A 22,849-nucleotide genomic window follows, 5' to 3' on the forward strand; every position below is an offset into this window, starting at 1 on the left:
CCCGGCTCGGGCAAGCAGGAAAGAGCCGTGCACAGGCCGGAGGCGGGGCTACAGTCCGGCTCTCTGGAAGGCCGCGAACAGCCAGCCCAGGACGACACCGGTAAACGTGCACGTCAGAACGATCAGAACGAGGCCAAAGCCCCAGGCACGGACGCTCTGGTCATGCCCGTTGCGCAGAGCCCGGCGCGGATGAGTCACCCAGCCGCACAAACGACGGGCCAGCGAAAAAATCGCGCTCACGACCGGCCCCCGGACAGCGCCGGGGGAACACGCCCGGACCACGAGACCGGGCCGGTCGACAGCGCGGAATGCACGGCCCGGGACAGCACGCCGACGAAGCCTGCGATCGCGTCCTCGCTGTAACCGTAGAACCGGCCCAGTACCTCATCGTCGTCGACACCCGGAGCACGCTCCCCCCACACCACGGTGTGACAGGTATCGCGGTCCTCGGACCAACGCATCCGGACCCCGGGGAACCCGCCCCGGCCCATGAGAAGCGCGCGGACATCAACGGCCAGCACAACGTCCGGGCACGACACGAAGCCGCCTCGGCGCACCCCGCCGACCGGTACGGCCAGCCACTCCCCACGTCTGCCGTAGAGGGTGACGGCCCTGGCCAACAGCGTGGGATCGGAAAGGCGGTCGCGGAAGTAGGCGTACTCGGAATCGGCCCGCGCGGCGGGCCGGAGCCGTAACCGGGGGAGACAAGCAGAGGTGGTGAACATGGATTTCTCTCAGGTCAACGATGGAATTTAGGAGTTCGGGCGCCCGGCCGCCGCCGCATCAGAGTGCTGACGGCGGCCGGGGCTCCCACCGAGGGGAGCGGCAGGAGCGGTACCCCACGCAGCCTTCCCCGGGGCCGAGGCACGACGGCCCGCACACAGAGGAATCGGCACAAGGGGGTACCCCCTCGAAGACCAGCCCCGGGAAGCCTGGACATCCGGGGCCGGCCGGTCACAGCAGACGGTCCGAAACCTCGCCCGACGCCTGCGGCACGGCACCGTCCGCCAGAACCCGCAGCACAGGCACAAGCCCGGCCGGGATCCAGATGATGTCTGGCCAGTCCGGAGGCTGGCGTCCAGTGCGGTGCCCCAGCCCAAGGTCCGTGCCAGCCTCGGCCAACTGGCCCTCATGGCAACTGGTCATAGGAATCGCCTCCCTGTCCTGGTACGGAGAGGGAGCACCAGATCAACTTTCCACTGGAGCTGACACCCCACCTGTGGGCCACTGCGGCAACGATGTCCAACCCACGGCCGTTCTCGTCCTCAGGTCTCGCCCTACGAGGGGTCGGCGCTTCCGAAGACCCATCGACGACTTCGATACGCAGCTCATCGGCCGCATACAGACACAGACTCACCGGGCCGACGCCGTGCCGGACGGCGTTGGTGACCAGTTCGCTCACGAGCAGCGCCGCGTCATCAGACAACGGAGCTAGACCCCAGGCCACCAGATGCTGCGTCGTGAGTCGACGTACCCGTGCGACCTGGACGTCGTCAGTGGGAAAGGTCACTTCGAAGTCGTGGATAGCGGATCGCATCGCGTACCTCCGTCAAGAGAGGGACAGGCCCGGAGCACACAGCTGTTGCGCACGTCACGGAGACCCCAGGGGCAGCCCCTGCGCCAGGCGTGGCGAGGTGACCACTTCCTATAGGAAGTGCTTCCTGTAGGAAGTTAGGGGAACGGTCCGGTAGCGTCAAGGCGCTGATATCCGATAGGAGATTCGAGGAGCTTGAAGGAGGCGCGATGGCGGGGACCGTAGCCCGGATGGTTGCGTACATCACGGAACGCATCGAAGGAGGAACACTCAGAGCGGGCGAACAGCTGCCGTCGACGCAGAGCCTGATGCGACAGTTCGCCCTGAGTGACAACGCCGTCTATCGCGGCATTGCACTCCTCAAGGCACGTGGCCTGGTTGATGGCCAGCAGGGCAAGGGGGTCTTCGTCGCCGATCGAAGGAAGCTGATCACTGGTCTCCAACGGATCAACAGTGGCATCGCCCAACAAGGTGAGACGATCGACCACAAGAGCAGCACGCGCGTGCAGGCACCGGACTGGGTGGCCGCATACCTTGGTGCCGGCGAGTGCATCCTCCGTGTCCGTACCGTAAACCGCGGGGACACCATCCTTCAGGCATCCCAGTCTTGGGTGCACCTCTCGGTCGCTGACTTCGTTCCAGAGATCGACGAGCCCTACGCATGCGATCCGACGTGGCAAGCTGTCTACCAAGACCGATCCGGCTACCCCGTCGATGTTGCTTCGAAGACGGTCCAAGCCCGGACGACAACTGCCGAAGACCGCACCGCGCTTGGTCTCAAGCGCGACGAAGCAGTTCTCGTAATGCGCAGCGTCTACGTCACTGGAAACCAGGTCGTCGGCGTTGGTGAAGGCGTCTACGCTCCTGGACATCCAGTAGCGATTGCGTAACCACCACCACGTAGATGCCGACCCACGGCAGGCTGGCTGTCTGCGAACTCCGCCGACAGCCGCCTCTGCTCGTGGAAGACTTCGGTACTTCCGAGTGCGAAGGCGAACAGGGAGACTGGTCACACAGGGCTTCCACGACCCGGTCCGGTCCAGATGCCGCACGCTCGCGTCACCCATCACATTCAGTGACCGTGCCACTCATACATCCTGGCGCAACGACATGTCCCCAGAGTCCACCCAGCAGGATCCTGGGTGCCATATGCAGAATCTGGGTACGGTACCCACGACTTGCCCTTCTGGGCTGGCTGTCTGTCGGCGTACCGTCGGAATATGACGCTCAGCAGTGGTGAGTCCGTGGGTTCCACAGTCAGAGCGGCTCGCATCATGGCGAAGTTGACTCAAGCTCAGCTCAGCAAGATGTGCGCCATCAGCCAGAGCAGCGTCTCCCGTATTGAGAGCGGAATCCACCTTCCGACTACCCCAGAGCGTCGAGCCCTGGCAGACGCGTTGAAGGTCCCGCCCTCGATGCTCGGATTAGGGACGGAGGCTGAGAACGGCGAAATGAGTGAGGACGACATGCGTCGGCGCGATCTGCTATCAGCCACCATCGTCTTGGGGCTCGGTTCCACCCTTCCTGGAAGCGCCACGGCGGTCCCAGCTTCCTGGGATTCGGTCCTCCTCCAGCAGTACGACGCCAGTCCCATGTCACCTGTGCAGATTGAGGCTTCCTTAGCTGCCGGGATCCAGCACTACGCAGACGCCCGGTACACGGAGGCCGCCCAGGCTGTTCCCGATCTGGTGTCGGCCGCAGAACGGCACGCCCGGACGGCACCAGGCGTTGCCTCAGCCACCCTGCTGAGCCGGACGTACGTGCTGGCGACCGCCGTAGCCGTCAAGGAACGCGGAGACATCGCGCTGGTGACCTCCGACCGAGCAGTCCACGCCGCCCACCGATCTAAGGACCCGCTTGCCACAGCGATGGCCGCCCGCGCTCAGGTCATCGTCCTGCGCCAACGCGGCCACCACACCCAAGCTCGCCAGGTCGCCAACGCCGCGATGAACGACCTGGTCGCCGAACCAACGGCGCGGCCCGTCGTAGCACACATCGCCCTCGAAACTGCGTACGGAACCGCGCAGGCCGGACGCACCAGCGATGCCCTTGACCTCCTCAGCCACGCCCGCAACCTCGCTCGTCAGGGCCCCGCTGTCACTCACTGGCCTGACCATGCCGGCCCTCTAACCCCGGACCAGCTCGACCGCTACGCGCTGTGTGTGCACCATCTCCTTGGTGACACTCGGGCGGCGCTCCAAGCCGCCAACAGAATCAACGTCAGCGCGATGCCCACCGGGGAACGCCGTGCCCGGGCCCGGCACGACACCGCGAAGCTCTACCAAGACCTCGGCGAACTCCCCACAGCACTCGCCCTGCTACGCGACCACGAGACCGAAGCCCCACAGGACGCTCGCCGCAGCTCGTTGCGCCGGATGATCTCTGGCATGCTCGCCACCAGCCCCAGCCTGCCAGGGCTTCGCCAGCACGCGCTGCTCGTCGGAGCCATCTGAACACCACACCTACGTACCGAAGTCCACGATCTCCCAGTCGTCGGCATTCAGCGCGTCAAACGATGGAAGCCATGGCTCCGCACCCCCACGCTCTCCCTTATGCGGCCGAACGAACACGGCGTAGCCAACGAAATCACGGACCTCGCCATCCGGGGTCCGTTTACTCGACGGCGGGACCCAATAAACGTACTTGCCGGGTTCTAACCAGCTCGCTCGGGTGATGCAACACCCGCTCTTGAGCGCCCGCAATGCTTCGGAGTAGTCCATGCTGTCCACCGTAGGGTGAAGCATCCCCTCTTCACGATGCTTCGCCTGCTCCGCTAACGCCTGCATCGTTGGCCAACTCGTCCTGGGCCGGTCCCAAGCCCAACCACTCCCGGGCTGCCGCGAGCGTGGGGGCTGTACCGACCACCTGGTAAGTGAACCCGTCCCACTTCTCCAGGATCCGCATCTCTTCCGGTCGGACGTGACTGGCACCACCGTGTACCGGGTGATGGCGTCGATGGACTTCCTGTGGCGGGCGACGTCGTTTCCTGTATGCCGCGAGAGGGTCGTCGGCGTCCGGCAGCGGGGTTGCCCGGGACGGTTGGTTGGAGGAGCCGGGTCGGCGGTGCTTGCCCATGGAGTCGATCGTCCCAGAGCCCTCTGCGGCCGCGCCCAATGACGCGTTCAGCCATCGGCGCCGTCCGGCAGGAGCATCTACAGCGTGGCGGACCACCTGCCGCGGGACAGGGTGGTCCGGCCGTCCGGGGCAACGGTCACCCGGGCGTGGTGGATCGGCAGTTCTCCCCAGGTGTTGAGACGGTCGCGGATCTTCTCCAGCAGCTCCCACAGCCGGCGGGGTCCGCCTTGGTGAACAGCGGTTGGTGCGTCGTGGCGGCTGGGCGCAGTGGCACGGGCCCAGGAGCCGTCGGGGTGGGCCATGCGCAGGGTGACTGTGCCGTCGTCGTGCTGGTGGATGCGGTGGTCGATGCCGGGGGCCTTCAGGTGCAGGTTCGACTGGACGTCCCAGGAGTCGGGGACGTACAGGAGGGGGTAGGGGCTGGTGGTGATGGTCTCGCCGTCGCCGTCCGCCTTCTCCCACACGTCGGTCACGGGCAGAGTGGGGTGGTAGTCGTCACCGGCCCGGGTGGCCATGAACGACGCCTTGTCCGGGGTGACGTAGCCGCTCGCCCCGCCATCTTCGGTCTTGTCGGCGACGACGAGCAGGCAGGTGCCGGCGATGGCCGTCACCAGCCTTCCCCCGGGGCGCAGCGCGGTGAGCCAGGAGGCGGGGACAGTGCTGACTGCCACGGCGGACACGATGCGGTCGAAGTCGGCGGGGAGTTCGCCGGTGATGTCGCAGACGGTGGTGTGCGGGCGGAGGCCGATGTCGTTCAGCCGGTCGGTGGCGGTTTGAACCAGGTAGGGGTCGATGTCGATGCTTGTCACCTGGGCATCGCCGAGGCGGTGACACGCGAGGGCGGTGCCGTATCCGGTACCGGTGGTGACCAGGAGGCGCGAGGTGTCCGCGAGAGCGGCGTGCCGGTACATGGTCACGACCAGGGAGGGCAGGGTCGAGGAGGATGTCGGCCACCGGCCGTAGGGGACGACGGTGCCCGGGGCGGTGAGGTCGGCGTGGGCAGTTCCGATCCGCGTGACCAGCGTGGTGTCGGAGTACGCAGCATCCAGCCACGCCGTATCGCCGCCGCGCATATCCTCCGCGGCCTCTACTACGGCACCGGCACCTGTGACCCTTCTCGTCATATGGGCCCAGGAGCGCTTGTGAAGCATCCGGCCCGACGGCACGGTGCCTGCGGGACCCGGGAGCCCGGTGGGCTGACGATCTCGTGGTGTTCGGCCCCGCCATTCTGACCGATGCCATTCGCGTGGCGAATGCATCGGACTCGCTGTTGACCGTGTCAGGGCACAGTGTGTCCGGAGATTGCTCTTTTAGCAGGTCCGCGCAGCATCTGCGGTGTTTTCCGCGGAAGACCGGAAATTTTCAGCTCCGGAAGATAACGAAAGGATTGGCCGTACTGCGGTGATCCAGGAGATGGGTGCCTATATGACATACGCCCAGATTTTCGCACCAGTGCAGGACGTGGGTAGCGTCACCACAGGCGCGTGCGGGGTTCGCAACCTGGTCGCCAAAACTCTGTTCGAACCCCGCACGCGCATTCCCATCACACCCAGAGGAGTAACCCGTGGGATTACCTGCCCCGTGGCGTCGGATGAAACCGGTCACCGGCCACCGTGGTGCTCGCCATCGTACCGGCCGTAACAAAAAGTTTCGTTACGGGAACCTCTTTGGCAAGAGCACGCGGCCGATGGTCGTCATGATTCTGGCCACCAGTTGTCTTCTCCTTGTCGGGCCGCCCGTTCACATCTCCCTCGGCATCGACCCGTTGGGCGTGGCCGCCGGTACCGGGCTCGGCATGGCGGTTGGCAGGTCCGGAACGCCGCGGCACAGGCGCTGATCCGCACCCCCGGGGGCGGGCCACCCGGCTCGCTTGTTCGGCCGGCATCGGCGGCCCGCCCCTTCTTCCGGTCGCAACGCGCCTTGGTCTCCCCTGAGGCGCGTAACGAAACTCGGCAGATTCAGCCCCTCCCGCAGAGATGTTTCCCGACTTGAACCCGTTTTGTGACACCTATGGACGGTTGCAGTGAGTGATCTATGTGAAAGCTGCGAGACTCCTCTCAGCAGCGCCACCGCACGGAAGGGACGACCACGGAGGTTCTGCAACGATGCCTGCCGCCAAGCAGCCCACCGGGCACGCAGAAGTGCAGTGGTCGAGTCCGCATCAGCAGGGACACGGCCCATCGTCTACACCGAACTCGGCCCAGCAGCCGACGGACCGGTACCCCTCGCGTCCCGGAAGCCATCCCCCGGAGAAGCACTACTCCGGGAAATGCTCAAAGGCGTTCAGGACGAGGCGCGCGACCTCAGCCGAGCCGTCACAACGCTCGATGTCGAAGAGCAGCTGCGGCGCGTTGCGCAGCTTCAGGAGCAGGTCGACGGATTGGCTTCCGGCTTCATCGGACGCGCCCGGCACCACCGGGTCACCTGGGTGACGATCAGCGCCATCTTCAAGATCAGCGAGGACACCGCCCGCCATCGGTACACGGAGCGTCTAATCCTGCGCCGTCTCGGGCAGTTCTCCCGTCGCCCCTTGCCTTCCTCTCTACGCGAGCTGTTCACCACCAAGCCTCCCGTACCACTCCACTCCGCGGAGGCTTCCGCGGCAGGGCAGACCGGCGAGTCTGCCCTCGACGAGTCCATTCCCATAAGAGAACCCACCGGGGCAGCCCTCAACCGCCTCGCCCCCGTCCTGTCCATGCTCGTAAGGACCGCCCGCCTATCGAACAAGGAAGTCAGTGACCTCATCGGCTGCTCGGGGTCCTACCTGTCGCGCATCCTCAGTGGCGAACGCGTGCCCACCTGGGCCCTCACCCAAAAGATCGCCCGTGCCTGCGGAGCCGACCCCGAAGTGCTGCGAGCCGTCTGGGAGTCCGAGAAACTCAGCAGCAGGTGCCGTGACATCCATTACATCGACTACGCGGGAGATCGCGGACAAAGCGCCGCCGAACGACTCCGCAAGGCAATTAGAACCCTTCACCTGCGAGCGGGGCGCCCCCAGCCTGAGGATATAGCAGTTGCCAGCCGGTGGGCCCTTTCATTCACCGATGCCGACGGAATCCTCAAGGGTCATAATCTGCCCACCTGGGAATCTCTGACAAACTTCATCCTCACGCTGGGAGGGAAACCCTACCAATTCAAGGAAATCTTCAACCAGGCCGAAGGTGAGATCAGGACCGAAGGCGCCCTCCCTTCGTCCGCCTCTGGAGAATTACCGCTCGACTAGCTTCCCGGCTGGCCTGACGGCCGATCAGTGCCTCTGATTAATTATCCATCCCGTACTCGGAAATCTACCGAGGAAATCATCCTGCAGAACACCTCAAGGTGCCGAGCAGCTCGACGGAAGCCAGACCGGAAGCGTGGACGACGAGATCGCAGACGAGCTGTATGGGTTGCCGCGGACAGAGTTCACCGCAGCGTGGGACGCGCACGTCGCAGGCGCTGGCAAGGACGGACCACCCCGGAACGCACCAGCCAGATGCACACCGACCTCGCCCGCGCCTGATGGCAGCACGGCAAAATCGAACAGACTACCCGGGAACTCCTCGCCGTCCTCCACGTCAGCCCCGCCGAAGTCCGCGACCGCCCCTCCATCCGCACGATCGTCACCGACCTGACCTCCCATCACCCCCACACCACCGGCATCCGCGAGCTGGCACTCGCTCTCGCCCGCTGAACGGCTGCGCCGGTTGGGAAACCGCCCCGATGTCGACCCGATCCGTTCGGAGTCTCCCCCGCGATGACCTGCCCTCAGCACCAGAACCAGCCCTTCCGGGAGCTGCGTGGGTTGCTCGAATGCTCCGACCGGAGGTACGCCGATCCGCTGCGCGTTGGTCTGGTCACCGCGGCCGAGGAGATGCGGAACTGGCTTGGGCACGGCCGTGCGTATGAGCAGCGCCATCACAGGGACGCCTGGCGCTCCGTCATCGCCGATCTCCGGTACGCAGCCACGTTGATCGGGCCTCGTCTCCAGCAGGTAACGGCACCTCTGCTCCAGAGCACTGCGGACAGCCTGCCGGACCTGATCACCGAGGTGGGCGACCTGGACCCCAGCGTGAAGGCCGCTGCCCAACAGGTATGCTTCGTTCTTCTCCAGCGGCTCCAGGCGCCGGAGGTCCTCACCGCGACTTGGGACGACCTTGTTTCGGCCTGCCAGGGAATGGAGCAGGACGCTGACTTGGTCATGGTTCGGCGGGATCTCCTCCTTGATCTTTTCCGCCTCACCGACCGGGACACCCGAGCGCTCGCCCGGCAGCTCGCCGGCATCCTGGGCGACCAGCCCGGTTGCATCGCCTCCGCGCACGCAATGACCGACGGATCAGGACCCGAGCCACGGACCGTCGATCGCCCCACCTGTCTGCGGCACGCCGGACTCAGCGAGCAGGACCGGCTGAGCCTGTGCCGCGAGCTCATCGCCGTACAGCCGAAGCCCGCGCGCCACGTCGTCTGGTTCGCGGTCTCGGGCCTCCCGTACAACCCGCCGGGTCGGATCGGGGAGCAGATCCAGTTCCATACCGCCGGCTGGCTGGCCGTGCTGCGGGAAGCCAAGAACCGCAACGGCATCGGACTGCCCGGAGAACTGCTCGACGACGGCACCGGCGTACGCCTCGACGACCTGCCGGGTGGCAGGGACACCTATCTGGCCCGGGTGGATCTGCGGGACGGCTGCTGGAACGATGTCGAGGCACAAGCCCGTCGTCTCCTCGAACAGGTTTTCAGCGTACTGGCGCACTACGGCGCAGACGCCCACCCGCAAGTGCGGAACTCGGAGGGCTTCCTCCACGTGCGCGACGGCAAGCTGGCCGGCCGACGCTACAACCCGAGCTTCCCTCCCGATCACAACAGCACCGCGCGAGCCGCCAACAACGCAACCCGCCTGATGACCCATCTCGCACGGAGCGGGAACACGGACGGCCTTCCGGACGACCTCGACGCCCTGCGCAAGATGGAACGCTCCGACGACCGCGTGGCCCTGGCCCTGGCCCAGAACATTCTCGAAAACCGATTCAGGAGCCTCGGGATCAACCGCCGGTGGGAGAAAGGCCGGGAAAACGAAGTCGCGTACGGCTGGTACTCCTACGCCAAGGAGTTCCTCGCGGACCGGTGGGCCAACGCCTCACTCTCCGCTAACCTGGGTGACGCGGCATACGGAGCCTTCTTGGAAGCGCTGCAAAGCCCCGAAGCGCGGAAGCGGTTGGCAGACATCCGCAGCAAGCTGGTTACATCCCGGAACGGCCCAGCCGTCCTCGACCGCAGCGGATTCATGGCCGCCCTGCCCGCGGTGCTCGCCTGCGCGCCCCCTGTACCTCACACCCTGCGGCAACTGCACACACTTCACCACAGGGTCGCCACGCCGGCCTCCAGGTCCCGGTGGGTCAGAGAGGTACAAGATCGCTTCGACCTCGGCGTCGACCGCTTCCGCCGAATCCGCAACGCCCACCAGCACGGCGGCCCTGCCGCCACGGAAGGGGCGATGGACAGCGTGCGCGACCTCGCCGCATGGCTCGCACGAGCCGCTATCGAGGTCACCGCCGACTCCGCCGCCTGGGGTGACTCGTCCCACACGGCCCACAAACATCACCGGCAGCAGATGCGCGAGTGGCGCCAGGACCTGGTCACGGCCACTGAGCTGGACCAGATGCAGTGGCCGTGACCACTCGGGACTACCGTCGCCGGAAGAAACCGAGGCGCGTGATCTCATGTACGAGGTCGGGCAGCTCGCGCACCACCTCCGCGCGGTGCTCTGACACGGTGCCCGCCACCACATGACGGACGATCCGCACGACTCCCCCCCCACGATGAACGCGATCACCATGAGGCCCAGGACGGCCAACAGCATGACGATCAGCCAGACGGGAAGTTCCATCGACGTCTCCTCGACAACACGATCTGACCCGCGTTGTCGGAGCGGCTTCCCGCCATGAGGAACCAGCCGGGCTCTGAATCGGAATGATCCAGACCGGTTACGGCCAACCATCGGCAGGGTTGGCTCCTTACAACGTGTCCCGGCGTGGCCTCGAACCACATCCGCCGGCCGACCCGACGTGACTTCGCGTCTACGCGGCCTCCGAGGCTATCGCAACGGGGAGACTCCTCGCGGACATCTTCGGACAGGCCGCGCACGGACGGGCGAGGCACGGGCATTGAGCCCTCTGAGAGCTGTCCCGTAGATCCGTAAGGGTTCCCTGCGGTCCGGGCGACCACTGGGCCGTAGCAACGCGGTAGTTCACCGCACTCTGCTGCAGAAGTTGATCCCCGCACATTGCAAATGCTCCTGCGAAGCCTGTCTTCCCATCCGCAGGATTTACTCCGCCAGGGGGGCGTTGGGCGATGTACTGACGTGACGTGCGGAGATCCGCTCACGGCAGACAGGGAAAAGACCCCGATGACTGGAATTCAGCCCACGGCTATGTCAACGTACAACACCTCCTGATGAAAGACCGACAAGCCATAGGTCTGACCAACGGCCTTCTGGTGACCTTTCAACATCTGGCGCTGATTCCGATCCCCCGGATCGGAAGGCGTGCTGAGTGGCGGACTTATAGCCGACGATCGCCGGTTCACCAAACCGGTGATCGTCCGGACTCTTAATAGTGTTCGTCCGGACCTGCTTGGCGGTGGAGCCGCAACGAACGACAGGGCAGCACCGCACTGTGATCCGGGGTGCCGGGCTTGCCACTGCACAGCCCGCTCCGACCACTGAAGGACACCCCGATGTCGCCCCGCTTGCTCTCCATCCCCTCCGTCGCCGCAGCCCTGGATGTCGACCGGCGTACCGTCTACCGCTTCATCGCCGCCGGTGAGCTGGACGTCGTCGACCTCCGCACAGGTCCGGGGCGCTCTCGCGTGCGTGTCCCCGCCACCAGTCTCGACGCGTTCATCTCCGGTCGGATGACCCCGACCACTCTTCCCGGCCGCTGACTCCGGCACTCACCATCACCCCACGATCAGGCAAGGAGTGGATTCCCTCGTACCTCCGTAAGTTGAAGTCCGGAAATTGGCAGTGCACGGTTCGGAACACCGCGGGTGACCGATTCAGTGAATCGTTTCCTCTGAAAGAGAAGGCCCGCTCCTGGGGCCTGGAGATGGAAGCCAAGCTCCGGCGCGGGGTCCTGCGCGACCCTCATATCGGGCGAATGAAGTTCGCCGAGTGGCACCAGAAGTGGTGGAACGCCCGAGTGGTGGAACCGCACACCCTGCGCGGCGACGCCTCCAGCATCAAAAATCACATCACGCCGTACTGGGCCGACTGGGAAATGCGGGCCATCTCCCGCATCGACATCCAGGGCTGGATACGTGCCCTGATCGAGAAGGGCACCGGGGCTTCGGCGATCCAGCGTTCCTACAACCTCATGTCCTCCATCATGCGCGCGGCCGTCGACGACGACATCATCGCGGTCAGCCCCTGCCGCAGCATCGACCTGCCCACCATCGCCACCAAACCCCCGGAATGGTTCGCCCTCGACCAGGCCCAGAGCATCCTGGACGAACTCCCCGCCGCTTGGCGCACCATGTGCCTGCTCGGCTTCTACACCGGGCTCCGCTGGGGCGAACTCACCGGACTCCACCACCACCGCATCGACCGCCGCCGCTCCCGCCTCTTCGTCGTCGAGGTCAACACCAAGAGCGGCATCAAGGAATACCCCAAGAGTTCCAAGAGTCGACGCGAAGTCCCCCTCCCGCCCCACGTCCTGGACGCCCTCGAACGGCACATCCACCGCCTCGAACGCGACGCCGTGATTTTCACCACCATCACCAAGGGCCGCGCCGGCCGACTCCTCGACGACGGCAACTGGCGAACCCAGACCTGGTGGCCCGCAGTCGACAATGCCCGCTACTTCGACACCGACGGCGACCAGCACCCCGTACCGCACTACCCGCCCCACGCCATGCGCCACACCTGCGCCTCATGGCTCGTCCAACGAGGCGTCTCCCTCTACGAAGTCCAGCACCTCCTCGGCCACGAAAGCTTCCAGACCACCCAGCGCTACGCCCACCTCCAGCCCGACGCCCACAAGACCGTTCTCGGGGCCTGGGAGCGGCTTGAGACCCCGCTCACCCTCGCCGCGTAGAGCGCAGCACGTGAACCGGCCCCTTCCTCCCGTCCCGGACGGGAAGAAGGGGCCGGTTCGCTGTCCGTCCAGCGCAACGGGGGTGCCCGCAGACGATGTATCCGAGCGTCAGCGTCAACACTCAGTAACGGAAATCCGCTGGTCAGAATGGCGCCAGACCAAGATCAACGAGCGTCAAACGAGCGTCACGAGCGTCATTTCAGCGTCAAGATATCGCTCGTAACGCCCACAATGCACATAATGCGCATCGGTAAAACCGCAGGTCAGGAGCCCTTTGCCGCCGGTTCAAGGATCGCCACGCACTCCACGTGATGCGTCATCGGGAACAGGTCGAACGCCCGCAGCGTCCGCGTCCGGTAGCCCTCCTCGCGGAAGTACGCCAGATCGCGCGCGAGCGCCGCCGGGTCGCAGGCGACGTAGGCGATGCGGCGGGCCGCGAGGGACGCCAGGTGGCGGACCGTCTGCTTGCCCGCGCCCGCGCGCGGCGGGTCGAGGACGATCAGGTCCGTCTCCGTGATGCCGGTGCGAGGCAGGACCCGGTCCACACGGCCGTGTTCGATCCGGACCCGCGGCAGGTCGTCCAGGTTGTGGCGGGCGTCCTCCACGGCGCGCTTGGAGGATTCGACGCCCAGCACCGCGCCCTGCTCGCCGACGCGTTCGGCGATCGCGCCCGCGAAGAGGCCGACCCCGCAGTAGAGGTCCAGCGCCGTCTCGCCCTTGCGCGGCATCAGGCCCTGCATGACGGCCTTCACCAGGGTGTCCGCGGCCTGCGGATGGACCTGCCAGAAGCCGCCGTTGCCGACGCGGTACGTCCGGCCGTCGGCGCGCTCGCGGACGAAGGCGCGGCCGTGGACGCGGTGGACGCCGGCATCGTGTTCGTCGACCCGGAGTACGGACACCGGCCGGTCCAGCTCCACCAGCGGCAGCCGGGCGCCCGGACGCGGCGTGAGGACCACCTGGCGGTCGTGGGAGCCGGTCGCCGCGATCGCCTCCACGGAGGCCATTCCCGGCCACTCCCGCTTCTCCACGCCCAATTCGTCGACGCCGGGCGCCGCGATCATGCAGTGGTCGATCCGCTCGACCTCGTGGGAGCGGTGGCGGCGCAGTCCCGCACGGCCGTCGGTGTCGATCGCGTACTGGACCCGGGTACGCCAGGCGGGCACCTGTCCCGCCGGGAGCTTGTCGCCCTCCGCGGGCATCACCGTGCCGTCCCAGCCGGCTTCCTCCGGCGTCAGCCCCGCGAGCCGCTGCAACTGCTCGGCGATCACCTCGCCCTTGAAACGCCGCTGCGCGCCCGGCTTCACATGCTGCCAGTCGCAGCCGCCGCACCGGCCGGGGCCGGAGAACGGGCACGGCGCCTCGACCCGGTCCTTGGCGGGTGCCAGGATCCGTACCGCGTCCGCCCGCAGGAAACGCGAGGTCTCGTCACCTTCTGTGATCTTCGCGATCACCTTCTCGCCGGGCAGCGAGTGCCGGACGAAGAGCACCCGGCCCTCGTCCGTGCGGGCGATGCAGTGGCCGCCGTGGGCGACGGGCCCGACCTCGACCTCGTACTCCTCACCCACCAGAGAGGGGGCGGAGACGGACGGGGTGTCGGACGTGTCGTGCGGCATGCGGTTGGCTCCAGAGGTTTCACGCGCTTCACGGCGGGGCAGCCCACCAGTCTACGCGGGCGGAGAGGCGTCGGCGCACCGCCGTCCGGCCGGTCCGCGGGGGAGCAGTGCGCCTTCCTCGGCCGGTCCGCCGCCAGCAGTGCCCCCGCCCCGCCGGTCCGCCGGGAACAGCGCCCCCGGCCCCGTACTACTTGCGCGTGCCCGTCTCCCGGTCCACCGGCCCCCGCCGTACCGAACCCGGCGCGCTCCAGTCCTGCCGCTTGCGCGCCCGCTCCTTCGCCGCCTCCGACGACACGAGCTGGTACGGCACCGAGGTCACCATCACGCCCGGGGTGAACAGCAGCCGGCCCTTCAGCCGCAGCGCGCTCTGGTTGTGCAGCAGATGCTCGTACCAGTGCCCCACCACGTACTCCGGGATGATCACACTGACCACGTCCCGCGGGCTCTCCCGCCGCAGCCCCTTCACATATTCGATGACGGGCCGGGTGATCTCCCGGTACGGGGAGTCGAGGATCTTCAGCGGGACGTTGATGTTCCGCCGCTCCCACTCCTCGCGCAGCGCCTTGGTGTCCGGCGGGTCGACGTTGATGCTGAGTGCCTCCAGCTTGTCGACCCGCATCAGCTTGGCGTACGCCAGAGCCCGCAGCGTCGGCCGGTGCACCTTCGACACCAGCACGATGGCGTGCACCCGCGAGGGCCGCACACTGTCGTCGCTCGGCCCCTCGGCCGCCGCGATCTCCGCCGCCACCCGGTCGTAGTGCCGCCGGATCGCGCTCATCACCCCGTAGAAGAACACCATCCCCAGCAGCGCCACCCACGCCCCGTGCGTGAACTTGGTCGCCAGCACGACGACCAGCACCAGCCCCGTGAAGAACGCCCCGAAGGCGTTGATCGCCCGCGAGCGGATCATCCGGCGGCGGCGGGCCGGGTTCTTCTCCGTCTTCAGATGCCGGTTCCAGTGCCGGACCATGCCCGTCTGACTGAGGGTGAAGGAGACGAACACCCCGACGATGTAGAGCTGGATGAGCTTCGTCGAGTCCGCCCCGTACGCCCACACCAGCAGTGCCGCCGCGCCCGCCAGCGCGACGATGCCGTTGGAGAAGGCGAGCCGGTCGCCGCGGGTGTGGAGCTGGCGCGGCAGATAGCGGTCCTGGGCCAGTATCGAACCGAGCAGCGGGAAGCCGTTGTACGCGGTGTTCGCGGCCAGGAAGAGCACCAGCGCGGTCGCCGCCGCCAGCAGGACGAAGAGGAACGTCCCGTCCCCGAAGACCGCGGCCGCGACCTGCGAGATCACCGGATTCTGCACATAGTCGCCGCCGACCGGGACCCCGTCGCGCAGCAGCTCGTGCGCCGGGTCCTCCGCCATCCGTACGTCGGAGGCCATCGCCAGTCCGATGATCCCGCAGAACATCGTCACGGCCAGCGCGCCCATCAGCGCCAGGGTCGTCGCCGCGTTCTTCGACTTCGGCTTGCGGAATGCGGGTACGCCATTGCTGATCGCCTCCACCCCGGTCAGTGCCGCACAACCGGAGGAGAACGCCCGGAGCAGCAGAAAGACCAGCGCGAATCCGGCGAGACCCGCCTCCTCGGCCTTCAGCTCCAGACCGGCGGTCGGTGCCTTCATCGTCTCGTCGAGTACGAGCCCCCGGTACGCGCCCCAGGCGATCATCCCGAACACCCCGACGACGAAGACATAGGTCGGGATCGCGAAGAGCTTCCCCGATTCCCGGACGCCGCGCAGATTCATCAACGTCAGCAGCACGATGATCGCGACCGCGCAGAGAACCTTGTTCTCCACGACGAACGGGATCGCCGAGCCGAGGTTCTCCACCCCGGACGAGATCGACACCGCCACGGTCAGCACGTAGTCCACCAGCAGCGCGCTGGCGACGGTCAGACCGGCCTTGGGGCCCAGATTGGTGTTCGCGACCTCGTAGTCGCCGCCACCGCTCGGATAGGCGTGCACGTTCTGCCGGTACGACGCGACCACCGTGAACATCAGCACCACGACCGCCGCCGCGATCCACGGGCTGTAGCTGTACGCCGACACACCCGCGATGGAGAGCACCAGCAGCACTTCGCCCGGTGCGTACGCCACGGAGGACAACGGGTCGGAGGCGAAGACGGGCAGCGCGATGCGTTTCGGGAGGAGCGTTTCTCCCAGGCGGTCGCTGCGCAGGGCCCTGCCGATGAGGATCCGTTTGGGCAGGTCGGTCAGTTTGGACACGGAGAGGATCGTAAGCGTTCGAATGAGCCGGACCCACCCGCCGCCCGGGGAGTGGGCCGGAATCTGTGCTTCCTGTGGCGCCGGGGGTCCCTTGGGGCACCGCGCGTGTGTAGCTTTGGCCGCGGTCTGAGACCCTTTAATCCCGGAGACCTTTAAGTCTCGGTAAAAACTGGAAGGGCACTCCGGGTGAATGTGCGGGAAAGCACATAAAGTCCAAAAAACGAGTAAAGAATATGGACGGTGGAAGGACGGTCGTGCACATCGTCATCATGGGTTGTGGGCGAGTGGGAGCCGCTCTCGCGCAGACCCTGGAGCATCAGGGGCACACGGTCGCCGTGATCGACCGAGATCCCACGGCCTTCCGCCGCCTGGGCTCCGGTTTCGGCGGCCGCCGGGTCACCGGTGTCGGGTTCGACCAGGACACCCTGCGCGAGGCGGGCATCGAGGAGGCCGGTGCGTTCGCCGCCGTCAGCAGCGGTGACAACTCCAACATCATCGCGGCCCGGGTCGCCCGCGAGATGTTCGGCATCGAGAACGTCGCGGCCCGTATCTACGACCCCCGGCGCGCCGAGGTCTACCAGCGCCTGGGCATCCCGACGGTCGCCACCGTCCGCTGGACGGCCGACCAGATGCTGCGGCGGCTGCTGCCGTCCGGCGCCGAACCGCTGTGGCGCGATCCCAGCGGGGGAGTGCAGATGGCCGAGGTGCACACCTCGTCCGCGTGGATCGGCCACAAGATCAGCCGGCTCCAGGACGAGACCGGGGTGCGCGTCGCGTTCCTCACCCGGCTGGGCGAGGCGGTCCTGCCGACCTCGCAGACCGTGCTGCAGGAGGGCGACCTCGTCCACGTGATGATGCGTACGGACGAGATCGAAAAGGTCGAGGCGGCCTTCGCCGAAGGCCCCGAGGAGGGCGGTCACTGATGCGGGTCGCAATCGCCGGAGCCGGCGCAGTGGGCCGTTCCATCGCGGGTGAGCTGCTGGAGAACGGACACGAGGTGCTCCTCGTCGACAAGGCGCCGACCGCGATCTCCGTGGAGCGGGTGCCGCAGGCGGAGTGGCTGCTGGCCGACGCCTGCGAGATCACCTCCCTCGACGAGGCGGCGCTCCAGCGGTGCAACGTCGTCATCGCGGCCACCGGAGACGACAAGGTCAATCTGGTGGTGTCGCTGCTGGCGAAGACGGAGTACGCGGTTCCGCGGGTCGTCGCCCGGGTGAACAACCCCAAGAACGAGTGGCTCTTCAACGAATCCTGGGGCGTCGACGTCGCCGTCTCCACCCCGCGGCTGATGTCGGCCCTGGTGGAGGAGGCGGTGAGCGTCGGTGACCTGGTCCGGCTGCTCCGCTTCAGCCACGGCGACGCCAACCTGGTCGAGCTGACGCTGCCGCCGGAGTCCGCGCTCGCGGGGACCAGGATCGGCGATGTCGCCTGGCCCGAGGACACCTCCCTCGTCACCATCATCCGCGGTTCACGGGTGCTGACCCCGAGCCCAGAGGAGACCCTGGAGGCGGGCGACGAACTCCTCTTCGTCGCCGCGCCCGCGCGCGAGGAGCAGTTGGAGGACCTGCTCTCCCCGCGCAACGAGATCTGACGTACGGGCGTACGGGCCGCGGGCGGGCGCGCGATCGGGGCCGGTCCCTGCGGGTGGGGCCCCGCCCGTCCGGGCTCCGAGGCGCCCGGGTTCGGCAGGGCCGGGGCCGTACTCCCGTAGGTCACGAGCCGGTGATGCGGCTACGGCCACCGGTTGGTGCTCTGCGCTTCCGGTTGTCGGTACGGGGCCGGACCGCCCGGCGGCCCGTACGGTGCCCCGCCCCCGGCATCCGGCCGCCCGGGACCGGGCCCGAGGCGGCGCTGCCGGCGACACCACGGCGGACACCACGGCGGCGGGCCCCCGGCGGCACGGCCTCGGCCGAGGTGGCGGCCCACCCGGCCGCACGGAGAGCGCGGTCGGCCGACGGCAGCTCCCGGGCGGTGCGGCGCACGCTCTTTCCGGCGGTACGGAGTCGGGCCTTCCGGTGGTACGGAGTCGGGGGACCGCCTCCGGCACACCCGCCGCCCGGCGGCAGCCCCGGGCCGCCCCCGAGGCTCGGCCACCTTCCGGTTCCGGTCCCCGTTGACCGGACGTCGCCGGGCGGGGCCGCGGACGGTCATCGGCACCGCTGAGGGAGACCCGACCCCGGTGGCCCTTACCTTCCGCCGCCTCCCCTGCTTTTCCCGCCGCCGGCACCCGGTCCTTCCCCGGAGAGGTTCCGCCGGCGCGTCCCAGGTGGCCCTGCCTTCCGCCGACGGCACCCGGCTCTCCCCCGGAGGGTTCCGCCGGCGCGTCCCCGACGGCACGGGCACCGGCGTCCCTGTCCTTCCCGCCGCCGACGGCACCCCGCCCTCCCCGGAGGGTTACGCGTCGTCCGGCCACACCCCGATGTGGTCCCGTTCCAGCTCCAGCATCACCCGGTCCCGCATCCCCAGCGCCTCCGTGTACTCCGCGGGCAGCTGGAGCCGTCCGGCCCGGTCGAGCATCGCGTACTCGCGCGCGACCAGCGACTCCTGACCGGTCGCCGAATCGACCTCCGTCCGCCGCAGGATCTCCGTCGACGTACGGCCGTCCCGGATCGCGACGGTACGGCGGACCTCCGACGCCACCGTCTGGTCGTGGGTGACGATCACGACCGTCGTCCCCAGCTCCTCGTTCGCCCGCCGGAACGCCGCGAAGATCTGCTCCGCCGTATGCGAGTCCAGCTCCCCGGTCGGCTCGTCCGCCAGCAGCACCGACGGCTCGTTCGCCAGCGCCACCGCGATCGCCACCCGCTGCTGCTGACCGCCCGACATCTGGTGCGGCCGCCGGTCACGGCACTCCGCCACGCCCATCAGGCCCAGCAGCAGCTCCACCCGGGCCGTCTTCGCCGCCCGGCCGCGCATCTCCCGCGGCCCGTCCCGGCCCCGCAACTGGAGCGGAAGCGCCACGTTCTGCGCCGCCGTCAGATACGGCAGCAGATTCCGCGCCGTCTGCTGCCAGACGAAACCGACCACGTCCCTGCGGTAGCTCAGCCGCTCCTTCGCCCCCATGGCCAGCAGGTCGTAGCCCGCCACCGAGGCCGCGCCCGCGGTCGGCACGTCGAGGCCCGCCAGAATGTTCATCAGGGTCGACTTCCCGCTGCCCGACGCGCCCACCAGGGCCATCAGCTCCCCCTCGCGGACGAGCAGGTCGAGCCCCTGGAGGGCCTGCACCTCGACACCGTCCGCCGAGAAGATCCGGACCAGCCGGTCACAGGTGATCAGCGAGCCGTGCCCGTACTCGGGGCCCTCGCGCCGGGCCGTGACCCGCTCCTCCAGTTGCTCCAGCGTGGCCGCGGAGGACGCGGCCGTACTCGTGCCCGTACCCCCGCTCGCGGCCGCACTCGTACCCTTACTCACACTCGTACTCGTACTCGGACTCGTCGCGTCCGTCATCGTGAATCTCCCACCCTCAGTTCGGTCGTCGAGCTACGCCGGGTGGTCAGCCAGGCCTGGACCGCGGCCACCCCCGCAGCGAGCACCACCACGCCCGCCCCCGGCAGCAGCAGGCTCCAGGCGTCGACGGTCAGCTCCACCGGCACCCGGGACAGCGTCGTACCGCCCGAGGCATGTGCCAGTCTGCGCAGGTCCACTCCGGGGGAGAGCACCAGCACCACAGCCCACCCCACCAGGACGCCCCCGGCTCCCGCCAGTACCGATCCCGGCAGATTCTCCAGCACCAGCAGTCTCCGGCCCTGACGCCGGGTCAGGCCCATCGTGCGCAGCCGGGCCAGCAGCGCGATCCGCTCCGGAGCGGCCTGGAGCAGCGACAGCAGCAGCGCCAGCACCGCGTATCCGGCCGCCGCGGCCACCGCGACCGCGTAGACCCGCTCGGCCCCGGTCTGCACCGGGGACTCCGCGAACGCGGCCCGCTCCTCGGACCGCAGCGCCACCCGCGCCTCCCCGGACCCGTCCGCGCCCCCGACCGCCGCCCGCAGTGGTCCGCCGGCCACCGAACCACCGCTGACCAGCAGGGTCGTCGCGCCCTTCGGACCGGTCAGCGCGGCCGCGTCGACCAGGACGAAATCGCCGTCCGACAGACCGGGCGTCAGCTCCCGCACCGCGGCGACCCGGACCGTGAGCGCGGCGCTCAGCGGGCCGATGGTCCTCGGCCCGCTGCCGAGCCGCTCCGCCGCCCCGGGCGATACGACCACGGGCAGCGGCCCCGACTCCGGTTTGCGCAGGGCGTCCGCCGGGAAACCGCCGAGCCCCGTGGAGCGCGCCAGCCGGGCGTACGCCCCCGGCTCGACCGCCAGCAGTGTCACGCCCCGGGCATCGTCCCCGTCCCGCAGGCTCAGATCCGTCTCCCGGTACACCTCCACCACACCCGTCACGCCCGGTACCTTCCGTACCGCCTCCGCGACTCCCTTCGGCAGGGCCCCCGCGGACTCCACCCGGGCATCGGCCCCGACCGACAGCACGGCCGCCCGGTCCCGGGCGTCCTCGACCCCCGCGAGCACCGAACCGCCGAACGCCGTCGTCACCAGCGCCAGCAGCAGCGCGAGCAGCGGCAGCACGGTGGTCGCCGGGGCCCGCCCGGCCCGGGTCAGGGCCAGGAAGCCGATCGCGCCCCGCCGCCGCGCCAGGGGCAGCGCGGCGAGCCGCAGCGGCAGCGGATACAGCCGTACGAGAACGAGCGCGGCCACCACGCCCAGCAGCACCGGAGCGGCGCTGACCAGCTGGTCCACGCCCTGCTCGGCACCGTCGGCGGTACCCCGTCTGCGCAGGGCCACCACCGCGGCGACGGCCAGTGCGAGCAGCGTCAGTTCGGCCACCGTACGGCGGCGGGACGGCCGGGCCCGGACCACGTCGTCGCGCCCCCCGGACGGCCGCGGTCTGCGGTGCTCCAGTACGGCCCGTAGCGGCAGCGCACCACAGGCCATGACCACCACCAGCACCGTGGCCACCACCGGGGGCCACAACCGCCCCTCGGGAAGCAGGAGTACGGCGAGCGCCCCTCCGGCCACCGCGGCGGGCACCGCCGGAACCGCGACCTCCGCGAGCAGCCGGCCCACCGTCCCCGGCATCGAACCGCCGCGCGCCCGCAGCAGCGCCAGCTCGGAGCGGCGCCGGGCGGCCGCCAGACCACCGGCCGTCAGCAGCACCACGCCGATCACCCCGCCGACGCCGAAGGCGGCCACCGAAACCACCGGACCGATGGCGCCCCGCACCTTCGCGTACTCCTCGAAGATCCCGGACAGCCCGGTCGTCACCTGGAGTTCGGGCCCGACCGCCTCCCGCAGCTCGGAGAGCACCGGACCGCTTTCCACCGCGGCCACCGCCCCCCGCGCCCCGTCGAGATCGTGCGCACCGAGACCCCGCGGATCCACGGCGATCTGCCAGTACGGCTCCGCCTCCTCCTCCAGGGCCAGCAGCGCCCCGGCGGATTCGGGCGCCAGCAGCAGGGCCCCGTGCCAGTACGGCTGGGGCGGCATCTCGGAGGTGTAGAGGTACGAGGGGGTCCGCAGGACCGGTCTGACCGACCAGTAGGCCCCGGCGGGGCGTACCGGCTCCACGATCCCCGTCACCGTCACGGCCAGCGATTCCGTGCTGCCCCGGGGAATCCGGACGACCGTTCCCACCCGGATGCCGAGCGCCTTCGCGGTCGCCGCCGTCACCACGGCCTCGGTGGCCGGGGCGAACGGCCCGGCGGCGCGGGGCGCCGGAAGCCGCCCGGACCGCACGGTCGCGTGCTCGGCCAGTCCGGCCTGCGCGGCGAGGGTGAACGCCGGAACACCGCCGTCCAGTTCGACCAGTCCGGGTCCGTGACCCCGCATCGGACGCTGGGTCCGCACCCCGTGCGCCGACTCCCGGGCGTCCGCGCGCAGCGGCCCGGGCAGGTTCGCGGTGATCCGGCGCTGCCGCTCGGACAACTCCCGCGGGCTCACGGCCTTCCCCAGCGCCGGATCCGCCGGGTCGTACGGAGACTGCGGTGGGGCCGTGAATTGGAGCGTGCTCTGGTCCGCCGCGGCCACGGCGAGGCCGTGGCGCAGCCCTTCGCCCTCGTAGGCGTCGACCGCGCGGGGGAAGGCGGCACAGAGGAACGCGGTCAGGCCGACGAGCACGAACAGCGCGACGGCGGGCAGCGGCGCCGTCCGCAGCCGGGTCCGCACCCAGGGCGCGACGGCCCTCATCGCACCCACCGCCCCGGCAGCGATACCGGCCGGCCGGCCGCACCGCACACCACCGCGGGCGCCCCGGCGCTCCGGAGCCCGGACGACCCCGCCGGCGTACGCCCGCTCCTCCGGTCCGGGCCCGCGCCCCGGGACCGCCGTCCCGT

Annotated in this window: 17 protein-coding genes; 8 read left to right on the forward strand and 9 right to left on the reverse strand. The window is 68.8% G+C overall.

Going from position 1 to position 22,849, the window contains the following annotated elements; genetic code table 11:
• Positions 1 to 236: 236 nt before the first annotated feature.
• Together B7R87_RS26700 and B7R87_RS26705 are read right to left on the reverse strand one after the other, a co-directional pair.
• Positions 237 to 725: a DUF6302 family protein gene (locus B7R87_RS26700; protein WP_006345927.1), complete on the reverse strand. Its 489-nt coding sequence runs from the start codon at positions 723 to 725 to the stop codon at positions 237 to 239.
• A 404-nt stretch (positions 726 to 1,129) separates the two neighbouring features.
• Positions 1,130 to 1,537: an ATP-binding protein gene (locus B7R87_RS26705; RefSeq protein WP_006345925.1), complete on the reverse strand. Its 408-nt coding sequence runs from the start codon at positions 1,535 to 1,537 to the stop codon at positions 1,130 to 1,132.
• A gap of 206 nt (positions 1,538 to 1,743) precedes the next feature.
• On the opposite strand from B7R87_RS26705, the gene B7R87_RS26710 reads away from it, so the two are divergent.
• Both B7R87_RS26710 and B7R87_RS26715 read left to right on the forward strand, forming a co-directional pair.
• Positions 1,744 to 2,424 carry a GntR family transcriptional regulator gene (locus tag B7R87_RS26710; protein WP_006345924.1) on the forward strand — a complete coding sequence of 227 codons (681 nt, stop codon included), beginning with the start codon at positions 1,744 to 1,746 and terminating at the stop codon, positions 2,422 to 2,424.
• Positions 2,425 to 2,754: 330 nt separating this feature from the next.
• Positions 2,755 to 3,987 (forward strand): helix-turn-helix domain-containing protein, encoded by a 1,233-nt coding sequence (locus B7R87_RS26715; protein ID WP_040913798.1) that lies wholly within the window; start codon positions 2,755 to 2,757, stop codon positions 3,985 to 3,987.
• Positions 3,988 to 3,996: 9 nt separating this feature from the next.
• On the opposite strand, the gene B7R87_RS26720 is transcribed toward B7R87_RS26715, so the two are convergent.
• The 3 genes from B7R87_RS26720 to B7R87_RS26725 form a co-directional block, all read right to left on the reverse strand.
• Entirely contained in the window at positions 3,997 to 4,254 is a 258-nt protein-coding gene (locus B7R87_RS26720) for a Thoeris anti-defense Tad2 family protein (protein ID WP_157997809.1), read from the reverse strand.
• 31 nt (positions 4,255 to 4,285) lie between these two features.
• A complete protein-coding gene (locus B7R87_RS33845) occupies positions 4,286 to 4,609 on the reverse strand; it encodes a DUF6087 family protein (protein WP_078902082.1) in 324 nt (107 codons plus the stop codon).
• Positions 4,610 to 4,686: 77 nt separating this feature from the next.
• Complete coding sequence (locus tag B7R87_RS26725) at positions 4,687 to 5,682, reverse strand: methyltransferase domain-containing protein (protein ID WP_006345922.1); 996 nt, start codon at positions 5,680 to 5,682, stop codon at positions 4,687 to 4,689.
• A 1,196-nt stretch (positions 5,683 to 6,878) separates the two neighbouring features.
• On the opposite strand from B7R87_RS26725, the gene B7R87_RS26730 reads away from it, so the two are divergent.
• The 4 genes from B7R87_RS26730 to B7R87_RS26745 all read left to right on the forward strand — a co-directional run bounded on the left by B7R87_RS26730 (position 6,879) and on the right by B7R87_RS26745 (position 12,678).
• Positions 6,879 to 7,832 carry a helix-turn-helix domain-containing protein gene (locus B7R87_RS26730; RefSeq protein ID WP_006345921.1) on the forward strand — a complete coding sequence of 318 codons (954 nt, stop codon included), beginning with the start codon at positions 6,879 to 6,881 and terminating at the stop codon, positions 7,830 to 7,832.
• 513 nt (positions 7,833 to 8,345) lie between these two features.
• On the forward strand, positions 8,346 to 10,259 hold the full coding sequence (locus tag B7R87_RS26735; RefSeq protein ID WP_006345920.1) for a hypothetical protein: 1,914 nt from the start codon (positions 8,346 to 8,348) through the stop codon (positions 10,257 to 10,259).
• Between the two features lie 1,061 nt (positions 10,260 to 11,320).
• Positions 11,321 to 11,527 carry a helix-turn-helix domain-containing protein gene (locus tag B7R87_RS26740; RefSeq protein WP_006345919.1) on the forward strand — a complete coding sequence of 69 codons (207 nt, stop codon included), beginning with the start codon at positions 11,321 to 11,323 and terminating at the stop codon, positions 11,525 to 11,527.
• Positions 11,528 to 11,691: 164 nt separating this feature from the next.
• On the forward strand, positions 11,692 to 12,678 hold the full coding sequence (locus B7R87_RS26745) for a tyrosine-type recombinase/integrase (RefSeq protein ID WP_006345918.1): 987 nt from the start codon (positions 11,692 to 11,694) through the stop codon (positions 12,676 to 12,678).
• A 263-nt stretch (positions 12,679 to 12,941) separates the two neighbouring features.
• On the opposite strand, the gene B7R87_RS26750 is transcribed toward B7R87_RS26745, so the two are convergent.
• Entirely contained in the window at positions 12,942 to 14,291 is a 1,350-nt protein-coding gene (locus tag B7R87_RS26750; protein WP_006345917.1) for a class I SAM-dependent RNA methyltransferase, read from the reverse strand.
• A 187-nt stretch (positions 14,292 to 14,478) separates the two neighbouring features.
• Positions 14,479 to 16,518 (reverse strand): APC family permease, encoded by a 2,040-nt coding sequence (locus B7R87_RS26755; RefSeq protein WP_006345916.1) that lies wholly within the window; start codon positions 16,516 to 16,518, stop codon positions 14,479 to 14,481.
• 254 nt (positions 16,519 to 16,772) lie between these two features.
• On the opposite strand from B7R87_RS26755, the gene B7R87_RS26760 reads away from it, so the two are divergent.
• Complete coding sequence (locus B7R87_RS26760) at positions 16,773 to 17,441, forward strand: potassium channel family protein (protein ID WP_006345915.1); 669 nt, start codon at positions 16,773 to 16,775, stop codon at positions 17,439 to 17,441.
• Positions 17,441 to 18,109, forward strand: a complete 669-nt coding sequence (locus B7R87_RS26765) for a potassium channel family protein (RefSeq protein WP_006345914.1) — start codon at positions 17,441 to 17,443, stop codon at positions 18,107 to 18,109. The genes B7R87_RS26760 and B7R87_RS26765 overlap by 1 nt, the downstream gene beginning before the upstream one ends.
• A gap of 803 nt (positions 18,110 to 18,912) precedes the next feature.
• Here the strand turns inward: B7R87_RS26765 and B7R87_RS26770 are convergent.
• A complete protein-coding gene (locus B7R87_RS26770; RefSeq protein WP_006345913.1) occupies positions 18,913 to 19,929 on the reverse strand; it encodes an ABC transporter ATP-binding protein in 1,017 nt (338 codons plus the stop codon).
• Positions 19,930 to 19,961: 32 nt separating this feature from the next.
• Positions 19,962 to 22,703 carry an FtsX-like permease family protein gene (locus B7R87_RS26775; protein ID WP_130584676.1) on the reverse strand — a complete coding sequence of 914 codons (2,742 nt, stop codon included), beginning with the start codon at positions 22,701 to 22,703 and terminating at the stop codon, positions 19,962 to 19,964.
• Between the last annotated feature and the right edge of the window lie 146 nt (positions 22,704 to 22,849).

This window comes from Streptomyces tsukubensis (assembly GCF_003932715.1).
Classification (GTDB): Bacteria; Actinomycetota; Actinomycetes; order Streptomycetales; family Streptomycetaceae; genus Streptomyces; species Streptomyces tsukubensis.